This is a genomic window from Streptomyces sp. NRRL S-31, assembly GCF_000718775.1.
Lineage (GTDB): Bacteria > Actinomycetota > Actinomycetes > Streptomycetales > Streptomycetaceae > Streptomyces.
In genome coordinates this window covers 1-13512 of record NZ_JOCB01000103.1, presented here as the reverse complement: position 1 = coordinate 13512, position 13512 = coordinate 1, and the positions used below count along the sequence as shown (strand labels likewise).

Below are 13512 nucleotides of genomic sequence, written 5' to 3'. Positions count from 1 at the left end.
GCGATACGTGGCCTCCACCGGCCGGACACCGCCGAGCATCTTGGTGGATTCCGCGTTCGCGCAGGTCAGCACGGTTTCCGGGGTGGCCGGTGCACTGTGGGACCAGGTGCGCGGGACGCTCTCGGGCCATTCCCCGGCCTTGATGAGTGAGGTGTCGCACATCATTCGGGTGCGTGACGGCTGAGGTGCACGCGCTCCCCGTGACCGCTGGTGAGCGTGAGGGTGCCGTCGCCGGTGACGCCGGTGAGCGTCCGGCCGTCCAGCGCCCGCGCGAGCACCCGCTCGAAACTCATCCGGTCGGGAGCGCAGGCCATCTTGGTGGTGCGCAGCGCGCCGAAGGTGATCCGGTCGCCGTGCACGGTGGCCCGGGCGCTGAACCGGTTGCAGCCGAGGTCGCCGGCCGCGCCGCCGTCGGCGTCGATGCGCAGGCGCGGGGAGGCGGAGGCGGGGGCGGAGTGCGTGGTGCCGTCGGCGGTGACGCTGTCGACCCGCCACTCGACCCCGGTCACCGGTGCGGGAACGGTCATCGCACCACTGTCCGCCTTCCCGGCGCCGCAGGCCACCACCAGCGGGGCCGCGGCCAGGGCAAGACACTTCTTGTACCGGTTCATACGGTTTCGACGTGCCCGGCCCCGGCCCGGTTCCGTCATGCCAGCAGCGGCAGCAGTCCGCCGAGGTCCGCCCGCTCCCCGCTCGCGCTGACCCGTGCGTCGGCCAGTGCGTCCGCCCAGGCCAGGCGGCCGGTGGCGAGCCGGATCCAGGTCAGCGGGTCGGTCTCCACGACGTTGGGCGGGGTGCCGCGGGTGTGCCGGGGCCCGGCCACGCACTGCACGACGGCGTACGGCGGCACCCGCACCTCGGTGGAGCCGCCGGGCGCCTTCACGGCGAGGGCGTCGGCGAGCAGCCGGGTCACGGCGGCCAGCGCCTGCCGGTCGTAGGGAACCTTGAGTTCCGGCAGGGCGGCGTTGAGGTCGTCGGTGTGGACGACGAGTTCGACGGCGCGGGTGACGAGGTAGTCGTCCAGCGGCATGGCCCCGGCGTTGGTCGCCAGCAGCCGCCCGGCGGGGTGCGCGGCGAGGAGGGCGCGCAGGCCCTGGTCGACGTCGTCGAGGTAGGCGTCGAGGTCGGGGTGGTCCGCGGCGACCTGCCGGGTGAAGTCGGCGATGGCGGCGGAGTTCGCGGAGGTGCCGAAGGTCCACTGGACCACCTGGACCTCCTGCTTCGGCGGGGCCGGCCGGTCCAGGGCGCGCTGCACGGCGGTGACGGCCATGCCCATGTGCGCGATCAGGTCCCGTACGGTCCACTCGCCGAGCCGGGTGGGCAGGGCGAGCCGTTCGGGGCCGAGGCCGCGGACGGCCTCCCGGACGTTGCCGAGCTGGGCGAGGACCGCGGCTCGGGTCTTGGCGGGGTCATAGGTGCGGGCACGCTTCTTGGCCGGTGGCATGGCGGCGAGCCTATGCCTGCCCGGGGGCCTCCTCAGGCCCTTTTCGGCCAGGTCGCGGCGCCGCCGCGCGCGCCGGGCGGCGGCGGCCGCCGTCCGGCGCGTCCCGGGTTCCCGGGCCGCCGCCCGCCCCCGGCCCTGCTTCCCGCGCCGAGCCGACCGGGGGCACGGGGCGCCCGCCGGACCCGTGGCCGCTCCGGGGCGGGCCGAGGCGGGCCGAGGCGGGCCGAGGCGGGCCAACGTAGGCCGGGGCGGGCCGACGCGGGTAGACGCAGGCCGACGCGTGCCGGCGCGGGCCGACGCGTGCCGGCGCGGGCCGACGCGTGCCGGCGCGGTGACCGGTGACCGCGTGCGGAAGGCCCGCCCGGAACACCGGGCGGGCCTTCGCGCCGTACCGGCTCCGCGCCTACGCCAGCAGCGCCGGGATCGTCGCCTCGTGGGCCTCGCGCAGCTCGGCGAGGGGCAGCGTGAACTCGCCCTGCACCTCGACCGCGTCGCCGTCCACGACACCGATGCGGGTGGCCGGCAGGCCGCGCGCACCGCACATGTCGTTGAACCGGACCTCCTCCGAGCGCGGCACCGCCACGACGGCCCGCCCGGCCGACTCGGAGAACAGGAAGGTGAAGGCGTCCAGCCCGTCGGGCACGACCAGCCGCGCGCCCTTGCCGCCGAGCAGCGCGGACTCCACCACGGCCTGGACCAGACCGCCGTCGGACAGGTCGTGCGCGGAGTCGATCATGCCGTCGCGGGAGGCGGAGATCAGGATCTCGGCCAGCAGGCGCTCCCGCTCCAGGTCCACGGCCGGGGGCAGGCCGCCGAGGTGGTCGTGGACGACCTGGGACCAGGCCGAGCCGCCGAACTCCTCGCGGGTGTCGCCGAGGAGGTAGAGCAGCTGGCCCTCCTCCTGGAAGGCGACCGGGGTGCGGCGGGCGACGTCGTCGATCACGCCGAGCACGGCCACCACCGGGGTCGGGTGGATCGCGGCCTCGCCCGTCTGGTTGTAGAGCGAGACGTTGCCGCCGGTCACCGGGGTGCCCAGTTGCCGGCAGCCGTCGGCGAGACCGCGCACGGCCTCCGCGAACTGCCACATCACCGCCGGGTCCTCGGGCGAGCCGAAGTTCAGGCAGTCGGAGACGGCCAGCGGCTTGGCGCCGGTCGTGGCGACGTTCCGGTACGCCTCGGCCAGCGCCAGCTGCGCGCCCGTGTACGGGTCGAGCTTGGCGTAGCGGCCGTTGCCGTCCGTCGCGATCGCGACGCCGAGGCCGGTCTCCTCGTCCACGCGGATCATGCCGGAGTCCTCCGGCTGGGCGAGGACGGTGTTGCCCTGCACGAAGTGGTCGTACTGCTGCGTGATCCACTTCTTGGACGCCTGGTTCGGCGAGGCCACCAGCTTCAGGACCTGCTCGCGCAGTTCCCCGGAGGTCTCCGGGCGGGGCAGCTTGCCCGCGTCGTCCGCCTGGAGGGCGTCCTGCCAGTCGGGGCGGGCGTACGGGCGCTCGTAGACCGGGCCCTCGTGCGCCACCGTGCGCGGGTCGACGTCCACGATCTTCCCGCCGTGCCAGAAGATCTCCAGCCGGTCGCCGTCGGTGACCTCACCGATGACGGTGGCGATGACGTCCCACTTCTCGCAGATCTCCAGGAAGCGGTCGACCTTCTCCGGCTCCACGACCGCGCACATGCGCTCCTGCGACTCGCTCATGAGGATCTCCTCCGGCGAGAGCGTGGAGTCGCGCAGCGGGACGTCGTCCAGGGTGACGCGCATACCGCCGGAGCCGTTGGAGGCCAGCTCGGAGGTGGCGCACGACAGACCGGCCGCGCCCAGGTCCTGGATGCCGACGACCAGCTTCTCCCGGAACGCCTCCAGGGTGCACTCGATGAGCAGCTTCTCCTGGAAGGGGTCGCCGACCTGGACGGCGGGGCGCTTGGACGGCTTGGCGTCGTCGAAGGTCTCGGAGGCCAGGATGGAGGCGCCGCCGATGCCGTCGCCGCCGGTCCGGGCGCCGTACAGGATGACCTTGTTGCCCGTGCCGGAGGCCTTCGCGAGGTGGATGTCCTCGTGCCGCATCACGCCGATGGCACCGGCGTTGACCAGCGGGTTGCCCTGGTAGCAGGCGTCGAAGACGACCTCGCCGCCGATGTTGGGCAGGCCCAGGCAGTTGCCGTAGCCGCCGATGCCCGCGACCACGCCCGGCAGCACGCGCTTGGTGTCGGGGTGGTCGGCCGCGCCGAAGCGCAGCGGGTCCACGACCGCCACCGGGCGGGCGCCCATCGCGATGATGTCGCGGACGATGCCGCCGACACCCGTGGCCGCGCCCTGGTAGGGCTCGACGTACGACGGGTGGTTGTGCGACTCGACCTTGAAGGTGACGGCGTAGCCCTGGCCGACGTCCACCACGCCGGCGTTCTCGCCGATGCCGACGAGCAGCGCGTCCGACTCGGGCGCCTTCTCGCCGAACTGGCGCAGGTGGACCTTGGAGGACTTGTACGAGCAGTGCTCGGACCACATGACCGAGTACATGGCGAGCTCGGCACCGGTCGGGCGGCGGCCGAGGATCTCCACCACCCGCTCGTACTCGTCCTTCTTCAGACCGAGTTCGGCCCAGGGCAGCTCGACGTCGGGGGTCGCGGCCGCGTGCTCGACCGTGTCCAGAGGCGTCCGGCTCATGCGTTGACCAGCTTCTTGAGGATCGAGGTGAAGAACGGCAGCCCGTCGGTACGGCCCGTACCGATCAGCGGCTCGACGGCGTGCTCGGGGTGCGGCATCAGGCCGACGACGTTGCCGGCCTCGTTGGTGATGCCGGCGATGTCCCGCAGCGAGCCGTTCGGGTTGTGGTCCAGGTACCGGAAGGCGACGCGGCCCTCCGCCTCCAGCTCGTCGAGCGTGTACGCGTCGGCGACGTACCGGCCGTCCATGTTCTTCAGCGGGATGTGGATCTCCTGACCGGCGCGGTAGTCGCCGGTCCAGGAGGTCTCCGCGTTCTCCACCCGCAGCTTCTGGTCGCGGCAGATGAAGTGGAGGTGGTCGTTGCCGAGCATCGCGCCCGGGAGGAGGTGGGCCTCGGTGAGGATCTGGAAGCCGTTGCAGATGCCGAGCACCGGCAGGCCGGCCTTCGCCTGCTCGACCAGGGGCTCCATCACCGGCGAGAAGCGGGCGATGGCGCCGGCCCGCAGATAGTCGCCGTAGGAGAAACCACCGCACAGGACGACCGCGTCGACCTGCTTGAGGTCCTTGTCCTTGTGCCACAGGGCGACCGGTTCGGCGCCCGCGACCCGGATCGCACGCTGGGTGTCCCGGTCGTCCAGGCTGCCCGGGAAAGTGACGACGCCAATACGAGCGGTCACTTGGCCGCCTCCGCGACTTCGTCGACGCGGACCGTGAAGTCCTCGATCACGGTGTTGGCGAGGAAGGATTCCGCAAGATCGCGGATGCGGGCGAGCGCGGCCTCGTCGACCGGCCCGTCAACTTCCAGTTCGAAACGCTTTCCCTGACGTACGTCCGAGATCCCTTCGAATCCCAGGCGCGGCAGCGCACGCTGGACCGCCTGGCCCTGGGGGTCGAGGATCTCCGGCTTGAGCATGACGTCGACTACGACGCGTGCCACTGGCACTCCCGGTGTGTGGTGCTGAGCAGGTTCCTTCAGACTACCCGCACAAAATTTCTACGCGAGTAGAGTTGGAGGAAAGTACGTGAGGAGCGTCACGATCGGGTGTCGAAGCCGTACGCCCGCGAAAAGTTCTGGGAAAGTTCCACAGTCCGTCCGGCCCGCCTATTGCGCCCGGACACGCGGACGGATTTAGTCGGGCTTCACTTTCCTTTGCCGGGCACTGTACAAATGAATTGGCAATAGCCGATACTCGGCATGTCGTCGGCGTTGAGCTGTAACGACGTGCCGCACGAAGGGACCGAATATTCGTGGCGCAAAAGGTCGTGGTCACTCTCTTTGACGACATCGACGGCTCGGAAGCGGCGGAAACGATCGCCTTCGGACTCGACGGCAAGTCGTACGAGATCGACCTGAACGAAACCAACGCCGGGAAACTGCGCGAAGCGCTCGCGCCCTACGTCGAGGCCGGCCGCAAGCGGTCGCGGTCCGGCAAGGCGTTCCGGCAGACGGAGGTCGCCCCCGACCCGGCGGCCGTCCGCGCCTGGGCCCAGGCCAACAAGATGGACGTCCCGGCCCGCGGACGCATCCCGAAGAAGGTCTACGAGGCGTTCAGCGCCGCGCAGTGAGCCCCGGGAGAACCGAGTCCTCAGGGTCCGTCAGCAGGCCCTGAGGACCGCGCACTTGGGGCATACGGGGCGCGGGGCGGAGCCGACTTGCGCTACCCCCCCGCTGATCAGCTAATGTCTGGGACACGCCGAGGGGCGAGGCCGACAGGCCGAATCCCGAAGGCCATGCGGGTGTAGTTCAGTAGCAGAACATCCTCCTTCCAGGAGGAAGGCGCAGTGTGCGATTCCTGTCACCCGCTCTGCACCGCCGGCACGACCACTCCTGTGGATCGGGTAGGCTGGTGCTCGCACCGATCGGTGGGAGCCGATCGGGAGCAGTGCGGACGTAGCTCAGTTGGTAGAGCGCAACCTTGCCAAGGTTGAGGTCGCGAGTTCGAGCCTCGTCGTCCGCTCGGGGAGAAGGCCCCGGTCCACTGGACCGGGGCCTTCTCGTTTTCCGGGACCGGCCCAGACATTTGTCATGCCGGACGATGACATCGCGCACTGCCCGCGGGACCGCGCCGCCGGGACGCCGGGACGCCGGGGTCATGGACACAGCCGGACACGAGACGTGATCGAGGCCACCGGCCTCAGGCGTGTCTGCGGGGGCGGGTTCGAGGCCGTACGCGGAATCACCTTCTCCGTGGCCCGCGCGGAGATCTTCGCCCGGCCCTCACCCCCCGGCCGCCTCGCTGCGGCGGCTGCGCGCGCCGGCCCGCGCCGAACCCGCCCTCCTCGGCCACGACCGCGGGGTCGTGTTCACCGCGCTCGTCGCGCCGCTCGCCCTGCCGCTCAGCGTGCGGCCGGCCCTGGACCGGCCGCCGGACGCCGACGGTGTGACAGTCACCACATCCCTGCGGGCGGAACCGCCCGGCTGCCGGGTGCTGATCGTCACCGGGCACGGGCGGCCGGGCATCTGAAGCGGGCGCTCGCGGCCGGTGTGCGCGGGTTCGTCCCGAAGACCCTCAACGCCCGGCGGCTCGCCGGGATCATCCGTACCGTGCACGCCGGAAAGCCATATACCGACCCGGAGTTGGCCGCCGACGCGATCTCCGCCGGGGACTCCCCGCCGACCGCGCGGGAGGCCGAGATGCCGGAGCCGGCCGTCGGCGGCACACCGGTCACGGAGATCGCCGAGCGGGCCGCGCTGTCGCCGGGGACCGTGCGGAACCACCTCTCCTCGGCCGCCACCGAACCGGGTGCCGAGAACCGTCATGCGGCAGTGCGTCTCGCACGCGACCGAGGTTGGGTATAGTTGCTCTCGCGCCACGGCGCAACGCGGGATCAGGTCGGATCAGGCCGCGGCGTCCGGTGCGGTGCATCGCAAGGCGGAGGATCACCCGCGTACTGGGCGTACTCGGGTGGTCCGACAACGCGGCGCGGGGGTCCCCCCGGCCGAAGGCTGGGGGAGTGCCGTGCCGGGCGTCGCGGACCCGGGCTGATCCAAACGAAACCCCCTAGCTCCAGCTGGCTCCTGTGAGCCGTTCGTAGGCTTCCACGTACTTCTGCCGGGTCGCCGCCACGACCCGCTCCGGCAGTGCCGGCGGCGGCTGCTCGCTCCTGCGGTCCCAGCCGGACTCCGGCGAGGTCAGCCAGTCGCGCACGAACTGCTTGTCGTACGACGGCTGGGCGCGGCCCGGCTGCCACTGGTCGGCCGGCCAGAAGCGGGACGAGTCCGGGGTGAGGACCTCGTCGGCGAGGACGAGGGAGTCGCCGTCGAAGCCGAACTCGAACTTGGTGTCGGCCAGGATGATCCCCCGGTCCCGGGCGATGTCCCGGGCGCGGGAGTACACCGCGAGCGTGGCCTGGCGCAGCTGGGCGGCGGTCTCCGCGCCGACCTGGCGGGCCACCTCCTCGTAGGAGACGTTCTCGTCGTGCTCGCCGACGGCGGCCTTGGTGGCCGGGGTGAAGATCGGGGCGGGCAGCTCGGAGCCGTCGACGAGGCCCTCGGGCAGGGCGAGACCGCAGACCGTACGGGACTCTTCGTACTCGGCCAGGCCCGAGCCGGTGAGATAGCCGCGGGCCACGCACTCCACCGGGACCATCCTCAGCGACTTGCAGACCAGGGTGCGGCCCGCCCAGTCGGCCGGGGCGCCCTCGGGCACCTCGGTGCCGATGACGTGGTTCGGGGCGAGGTCGCGCAGCTGGTCGAACCACCACAGGGAGAGCTGGGTGAGCACCCGGCCCTTGTCGGGGATCTCCGTGGGCAGCACCCAGTCGTAGGCGGACATGCGGTCGCTGGCGACCATCACGAGGTCGCCCGCCTCGTTCTGGTACAGCTCGCGCACCTTTCCGGTGTGCAGGTGCACCAGGCCCGGAACCTCGATCGGCTCGGGCTTTTCTACGAATCCGGACACGGTTCCTCCCCGTGGTTCTGTCCAAGTGCCTCGATTCTCCCGTATGCGGGCGGTCGGGGTGCGGTCAGGGTGGTCAGTCGCGTTTGCAGATGCGGTCGAGCAGGTTCGCCGTGGCGCGCTGGATGCGGGGGTCCACATGGCCGGGCCGGTCCAGGGACGGGGACCAGGCGAAGGTGCCGGAGGCGAACACCCAGGCGCCGGAGGGGGCGCGGTAGAGGGACGTCTCCTGGTGGCGCAGGACGCCGTCGTTGTCGGTGTAGGGGGAGTGGGCGAGCAGGATGCGCTCGTCGTGCTCGGGCAGCGGGGTGCGCGGGAAGTAGCGGTCCGCCTCGCCGGCGACCAGGCCGTCGATCTCGTCGCCCTCGTGCGCGCCGGTCGCCTCCCACAGCCAGTGGCCGCCGTTGCGGACGATCAGCGGGTGCGGCTCGGGCACCCGGCCCGCGTACTGGATGCCGACCAGCTGCTGCTCGGGCCGGTCGACCTCCCGCCAGAGCACCGGCCGGCCCGGGCCCCTGCGCTTGCGGCAGGTCAGCAGCCGGTCCGGGACGCCGGACGGGGACGGGCCCAGCTCCACCTGCCAGTACATGGTGTTGGCGGAGAGGAAGACCAGCGAGGTGCCGCGGTCGCGGGCGTCCTCGACGGCCCGCCGCATCGGCACCGACCAGTACTCGTCGTGGCCGGGGAAGACCAGGCCCCGGTAGCGGGTGGGGTCCACCCGGCCGGCGTGCAGGTCGCGGGCGTCGGCGTAGGCGAGGTCGTAGCCGTAGCGCTCGGCCCAGCGGATGAAGTCGTAGGCGTGGCCGACGTGCAGGGGCAGGCCCGCGCCGGCGTAGGGCCGGTCGAAGGAGACCGTGGTGGCCGCGTCCGCCTCGCCGAGCAGCCGGCCCTTCTCGTCCCAGGCGTGGTACAGGCTGGCGCCGGTGTGGCCGTCCTCCGGGTAGAGGTTGTACGCCTGCCAGGTGATGTCGGGCAGCAGCAGGAGCAGGTCGGCGGGGTGGTCGTCGCGGACCGTGAAGGGCACGTGGGAGCGGTAGCCGTCGGCGGTGGTGAGGACGGCCACGTAGGCGCCGATGCTCCAGTAGGCGGGCACCTGGAGGCGCCAGGACAGCCACCAGTGGTGGCAGGAGACCGTGCGGTCGGCGGTCAGCGGCGGGGGCTGGACGATGCCGGAGAGCCGGGGGCTGGTGGTGATCTTCGCGGCGCCGTCGCCGCCGTAGTGGCCGATGCGGTAGATGTCGACGCCGAACTCCTGCGGCGGGTCGACCGTGATGTGGAAGTCGATCGCCTCCCCGGGCGTGACCGCGCCGGTGGAGGTGAAGCCCTTGATCTGGCGGTGCACGTCGTCGGCCGAGCGCGGCTCCGAGCCGGACGCGCGGGGCGCCGGGACGCACCGCTTCCCGTCGGCGGAGAGCCGCGGCGGGGCCGGGTCGACGTACCACGGCACGACGTGACCGGTGTCGTCGAAATAGGTCTCGCTGCCGCGCAGCCAGGGCACCGGGCCCTGACCGAAGGGGTCCGTGACGGCGTGCGCGAGTGCTCCGGACTCCCAGCGGCGAATGTGGTCCGAGACCATGGCCGCTCCCCTCCCTCATCCCCCCGTGCCGGCTCGGTGGTGCTCGCTGTTCTGGATGTGGCCTGCGGTGCGCGATGGACGCGCTGCGCGCCGTGTGCCCGGCCGTGCTGTCGTATGTCGCGTGGGTTTGCCAACGGCGTGGTCGGTCCAGCACATCACATGACGCACGGGTCTGGTCACTATTCGTTGCGAATTGACCTGAAGTGGAAAAGGTCTTTCCGTTAGCGCGGTGCCGGACGGGGCCCCGGCGGCGTCAGACGAGACGTACGGGCTTCTCGGGCCGTATGCCGGAGGCGGCCAGCCAGTCGCGCAGCGGGCCCGGGTCCCCCTCCTCGATCAGGCTGAGGACCCTGGGCGTCAGGTCGGCGGCCCGCTCTCCGCCCAGCAGCAGGGACGGGCCGTCCAGCCAGTCCAGGGCGGGCACCGCGCCGGCGGTGTCGACGGCCGCGCAGCACACCATCGCCGTGACGTGGTCGGCGAGCAGTTCGCGGGCGGTGCGGTGGGGCTGCGGCGGGAAGGGCGGCGGCACGCAGTCGCAGGAGGTGCCCCGTATCGGGCCGTCGGGCCGGCCGGCGGTGCCCTGCGCGGCGGACGGGGACTGCCGGGCGCTCTGGGCGCGGGCTTCCTCGCGGGCCAGCTCCGCGCTGAGGCCGGCGGCCAGCGCGGCACTGCGTTCGGTGCCGGGTTCCGTGTCGGCATCGGTACCGGGCTCGGTGCCGGGCTCAGTGCCGGGCTCGGTGTCCGGCGGGCCGGACGGCTGCCGCGGCGGGTTCCCGCGGTCGGCTCGCGGGCCGTTCCGGGGCCGCTCGGTGAGGTGGTCCAGGAGCCGGGAGAGGGTGGGACCGTCGGGGTCGGGGGCTCCGGGGGCGCGGGAGGGGCGGACGCCCAGGGAGTCCAGGACGCGGTGCAGACGGGCCGCGTCGGAGCGCCAGGTGCGGTCCACGACCTCCTCCGGATACGCCTGCCAGTCCACCGGCGCCCAGTCGGGGCGCGGTTCCGCGGGACCGCCGTGGAAGAGGTGGGCGGCGAGCAGCGAGGTCGCCTCGTCCACCGCGCCGGGCTCCTCCAGCAGATCGCAGGCAGGCCGCTCGCCCAGCCGCGAGGTGAAGCCCTCGGCGAGCCGGTCGCGGCGGGAGAGCTCGGTGAGCGCCGCGACCACGCCGGCGTCCAGCCGGGACGGCCAGCGGCCCATGCGCCAGGCGGGCAGCGCGACCCTGGTCAGCAGCCGGTCCCAGCCGGCGTACGCCAGCCCCACCTGCTCCTGGGCGACGATCCGCAGGCCGTAGTCGACGGCCTGGGCGCGCTCGGCCGCCGCCACCGCGACCCCGCGTTCCATCAGGGTGGCGTGCTCCCGGCAGCCGCGCAGCAGCAGCCGGGCCACCCAGCCGAGGGCCGCGCACAGCCCGCGGGTCAGCGGGCAGCGGCCCGGCGCCGAGGCGACGGCGACGGCCGCGTCCAGCCCGCGCACGAAACGGCGGGCGGCGGCTATGTCCGGGTGCGCCGAGGGGCCCGTCCCCGCGATGACCGGGGCGAGGACCGCGCGCAGCTCGCCGACGCGCATCCACCACAGGAACGGGGAGCCGATGACGAGGACCGGTGCGACGGGGGGCCTGCGGCGGCCCGGGCCCGCCGCCTCGTCCGGTGCCGGCCGCGGCGGGCCGTGGGCGCAGTGCGCCCGGTCCTCCAGCCAGCTGTCGCAGTCCGGGGTGAGCGCTATGGCCGACGGCACCGGCACGTCCAGGCGGTCGGCGAGGTCGCGCACCATCCGGTACAGGTCCGGGGCGGACTCCTCCGGGACCGGCACGGTGGGGGTCGTGGCGGGCCGGGCCCGGGCCACCACCGCGGCGACGCCGGCCGCGGCCAGCAGCACCAGCACCGCGAGCACGCCCACCGCCCAGCGGGCGGCGTCCCAGTCCCGGCCGACGAGATGGCCGGTGGTGGCGCCGGTCAGCAGGATCACCGCGGCGCCCGCGGGCAGCAGGGCCACGGCCAGCGCCCGGCCCCGGACCCGCAGCACGGCGAGGGCCCGGGAGCGCGCCGCCTGTGCGCCCGCCTCCACACCGATTCCACTCACGTGCCGACCTCGCCCCCTGCCTGCCGATCGCGTGCTGCCCTGGTGTTGCTCACTCCCCCACTGTGGCACCCGCCCGTGACATCGCAATGCCGGTGGGCCAAGTGCCGGAACGCTTGCGCGGCACCCTAGTTGGGGCCCGCGCCCCCGTCAGCCGGAAAGGCGATCGCTCACTCGATGGAATGGCTTTGGTCAGAGCTGGGTGACGGAAAGCAAAGATCAGGCCCCGGATTCTCATCCGGGGCCCGATGGGGTGCGAGGGTTCCGCGGCCACCGCGCCGACCTGCGGCGCCGCACCGCGCCACGCCGCGCTACGCCGCGCTACGGCTGTGTCGGCACAGCCGCCGCGGCCGCCTCGGCCGCGATGTCGGTGCGGTGCTGCGAACCGTCCAGACCGATCCGGTCCACCGCCCGGTACGCCCGCTCGCGCGCCTCGGTCAGGTCCTTGCCGGTGGCCGTGACGGACAGCACCCGGCCGCCCGCGCTGACCACGGCGTCGCCGTCCCGCCGGGTGCCGGCGTGCAGCACGTACGCGTGCGGGGCGTCCTCGGCGGCCACCGCGTCCAGGCCGGTGATCGGGTCGCCGGTGCGCGGGCTGCCCGGGTAGTTGTGGGAGGCGACGACGACGGTGACGGCCGCCTCCTCGCTCCAGCGCAGCGGCGGCAGGTCGGCGAGGTTCCCGGTGGCGGCGGCCAGCAGGACACCGGCCAGCGGGGTCACCAGCCGGGCCAGCACGACCTGGGTCTCCGGGTCGCCGAAGCGGGCGTTGAACTCGATGACCCGCACCCCGCGCGAGGTGATCGCGAGACCGGCGTAGAGCAGCCCGGAGAAGGGCGTGCCCCGGCGGCGCATCTCGTCCACCGTCGGCTGGAGCACGGTCCCGAGCACCTCGTCGACCAGCTTCGGGTCGGCCCACGGCAGCGGCGAGTACGCCCCCATGCCGCCGGTGTTCGGGCCCTCGTCGCCGTCGAGCGCGCGCTTGAAGTCCTGGGCGGGCTGGAGCGGGACGACGGTCTCGCCGTCGGTGACGGCGAACAGGGAGACCTCGGGGCCGTCCAGGAACTCCTCGATGACGACCCGCTCGCAGGCCGCCGCGTGCTCCTTGGCCGCCTCCAGGTCCGAGGTGACGACGACGCCCTTGCCGGCGGCGAGGCCGTCGTCCTTGACCACGTAGGGGGCGCCGAAGGCGTCGAGGGCCCGGGCGACCTCCTCGGGGGTGGTGCAGACGTAGGAGCGGGCGGTCGGCACCCCGGCCGCCGCCATGACGTCCTTGGCGAAGGCCTTGGACCCCTCCAGCCGCGCGGCCTCGCCGGACGGGCCGAACACCGGGATGCCGGCGGCGCGGACGGCGTCGGCCACACCGGCGACCAGCGGGGCCTCCGGGCCGACGACGACCAGCCCGGCACCGAGGCGGTTGGCCAGCTCGGTCACCGCGGCGCCGTCGAGCGCGTCGACGGGGTGCAGCTCGGCGACCTCCGCGATGCCGGCGTTGCCGGGGGCGCAGTACAGCGCGGTGACGTCGGGATCGAGGGACAGGGAGCGGCACAGGGCGTGTTCGCGGGCGCCGCTGCCGATGACGAGGACCTTCACGGGGTCAGCCTAATGGCAAGGTTGCCGAAGGCCGGGGCCCGGGATTGTCGTGCTTTCCTCCGAACCCGTCACTCGTTGGACAGTTCCTCCACGACGGTCGCCCCCAGCTCCCGCACGATCAGCTCGTGGCCGGAGAGGGCCGACTCGTCCAAATCCGGGTCGTCGTCCTCGGGGATGTCGTCCTCGGGAGCGACGGGCGGGGGCTCGGACGCGACGGCCGGGCGGGACGCGGCGGCGGGCGCGGCCGGAGCGCTGTGCCGGGGCGCGGCG

The 13512-nt window shown here is 73.3% G+C and carries 10 protein-coding genes, 2 tRNA genes and 2 pseudogenes; 4 read left to right on the top strand and 10 right to left on the bottom strand.

Translation table 11 applies throughout. From position 1 onward, the window contains the following. Positions 1-161: 161 nt before the first annotated feature. The 5 genes from IF37_RS0131560 to purS form a co-directional block, all read right to left on the bottom strand. Positions 162-527 carry an META domain-containing protein gene (locus IF37_RS0131560; RefSeq protein WP_253915905.1) on the bottom strand — a complete coding sequence of 122 codons (366 nt, stop codon included), beginning with the start codon at positions 525-527 and terminating at the stop codon, positions 162-164. Positions 528-646: 119 nt separating this feature from the next. Continuing rightward, positions 647-1444 carry a maleylpyruvate isomerase family mycothiol-dependent enzyme gene (locus tag IF37_RS0131555; protein WP_030750373.1) on the bottom strand — a complete coding sequence of 266 codons (798 nt, stop codon included), beginning with the start codon at positions 1442-1444 and terminating at the stop codon, positions 647-649. 403 nt (positions 1445-1847) lie between these two features. Beyond that, positions 1848-4106: a phosphoribosylformylglycinamidine synthase subunit PurL gene (gene purL, locus IF37_RS39930; protein WP_037857477.1), complete on the bottom strand. Its 2259-nt coding sequence runs from the start codon at positions 4104-4106 to the stop codon at positions 1848-1850. Beyond that, complete coding sequence (gene purQ / locus IF37_RS0131545) at positions 4103-4783, bottom strand: phosphoribosylformylglycinamidine synthase subunit PurQ (protein ID WP_030750369.1); 681 nt, start codon at positions 4781-4783, stop codon at positions 4103-4105. Before purQ ends, purL begins: the two co-directional genes overlap by 4 nt. Beyond that, positions 4780-5043, bottom strand: coding sequence for a phosphoribosylformylglycinamidine synthase subunit PurS (gene purS / locus IF37_RS0131540; RefSeq protein ID WP_014673609.1), 264 nt, complete (start codon positions 5041-5043; stop codon positions 4780-4782). Before purS ends, purQ begins: the two co-directional genes overlap by 4 nt. A 311-nt stretch (positions 5044-5354) precedes the next feature. Here purS and IF37_RS0131535 point away from each other — a divergent pair, with 311 nt between their 5' ends. The 4 genes and pseudogenes from IF37_RS0131535 to IF37_RS39925 form a co-directional block, all read left to right on the top strand. Further along, complete coding sequence (locus tag IF37_RS0131535; RefSeq protein WP_030750366.1) at positions 5355-5672, top strand: Lsr2 family protein; 318 nt, start codon at positions 5355-5357, stop codon at positions 5670-5672. 167 nt (positions 5673-5839) lie between these two features. Continuing rightward, positions 5840-5911: transfer RNA gene (locus tag IF37_RS0131530), tRNA-Gly, on the top strand. 80 nt (positions 5912-5991) lie between these two features. Then, positions 5992-6064: transfer RNA gene (locus IF37_RS0131525), tRNA-Gly, on the top strand. Between the two features lie 402 nt (positions 6065-6466). Continuing rightward, positions 6467-6906, top strand: a pseudogene (locus IF37_RS39925) (response regulator); the annotation flags it as partial. 202 nt (positions 6907-7108) lie between these two features. Here IF37_RS39925 and IF37_RS0131515 read toward each other — a convergent pair. From IF37_RS0131515 to IF37_RS0131495, 5 genes and pseudogenes are all read right to left on the bottom strand, one after another. Then, positions 7109-8008, bottom strand: coding sequence for a phosphoribosylaminoimidazolesuccinocarboxamide synthase (locus IF37_RS0131515; RefSeq protein WP_030750363.1), 900 nt, complete (start codon positions 8006-8008; stop codon positions 7109-7111). Positions 8009-8081: 73 nt separating this feature from the next. Continuing rightward, the gene (locus IF37_RS0131510; RefSeq protein ID WP_030750360.1) at positions 8082-9581 is read right to left on the bottom strand and encodes a N,N-dimethylformamidase beta subunit family domain-containing protein; all 1500 of its coding nucleotides are present in this window, start codon (positions 9579-9581) and stop codon (positions 8082-8084) included. Between the two features lie 253 nt (positions 9582-9834). After that, complete coding sequence (locus IF37_RS0131505) at positions 9835-11655, bottom strand: membrane protein (protein WP_030750359.1); 1821 nt, start codon at positions 11653-11655, stop codon at positions 9835-9837. 318 nt (positions 11656-11973) lie between these two features. After that, positions 11974-13242 carry a phosphoribosylamine--glycine ligase gene (gene purD, locus IF37_RS0131500; protein ID WP_030750356.1) on the bottom strand — a complete coding sequence of 423 codons (1269 nt, stop codon included), beginning with the start codon at positions 13240-13242 and terminating at the stop codon, positions 11974-11976. A 68-nt stretch (positions 13243-13310) separates the two neighbouring features. Next, positions 13311-13512: pseudogene (locus IF37_RS0131495) on the bottom strand (DNA polymerase III subunit gamma/tau); the annotation flags it as partial.

Bases quoted from the DNA above. Each gene is read 5' to 3' on its own strand.
- IF37_RS0131560 (WP_253915905.1), bottom strand. From the start codon at position 527: ATGACCGTTCCCGCACCGGTGACCGGGGTCGAGTGGCGGGTCGACAGC.
- IF37_RS0131555 (WP_030750373.1), bottom strand. From the start codon at position 1,444: ATGCCACCGGCCAAGAAGCGTGCCCGCACCTATGACCCCGCCAAGACC.
- purL (WP_037857477.1), bottom strand. From the start codon at position 4,106: ATGAGCCGGACGCCTCTGGACACGGTCGAGCACGCGGCCGCGACCCCC.
- IF37_RS0131510 (WP_030750360.1), bottom strand. From the start codon at position 9,581: ATGGTCTCGGACCACATTCGCCGCTGGGAGTCCGGAGCACTCGCGCAC.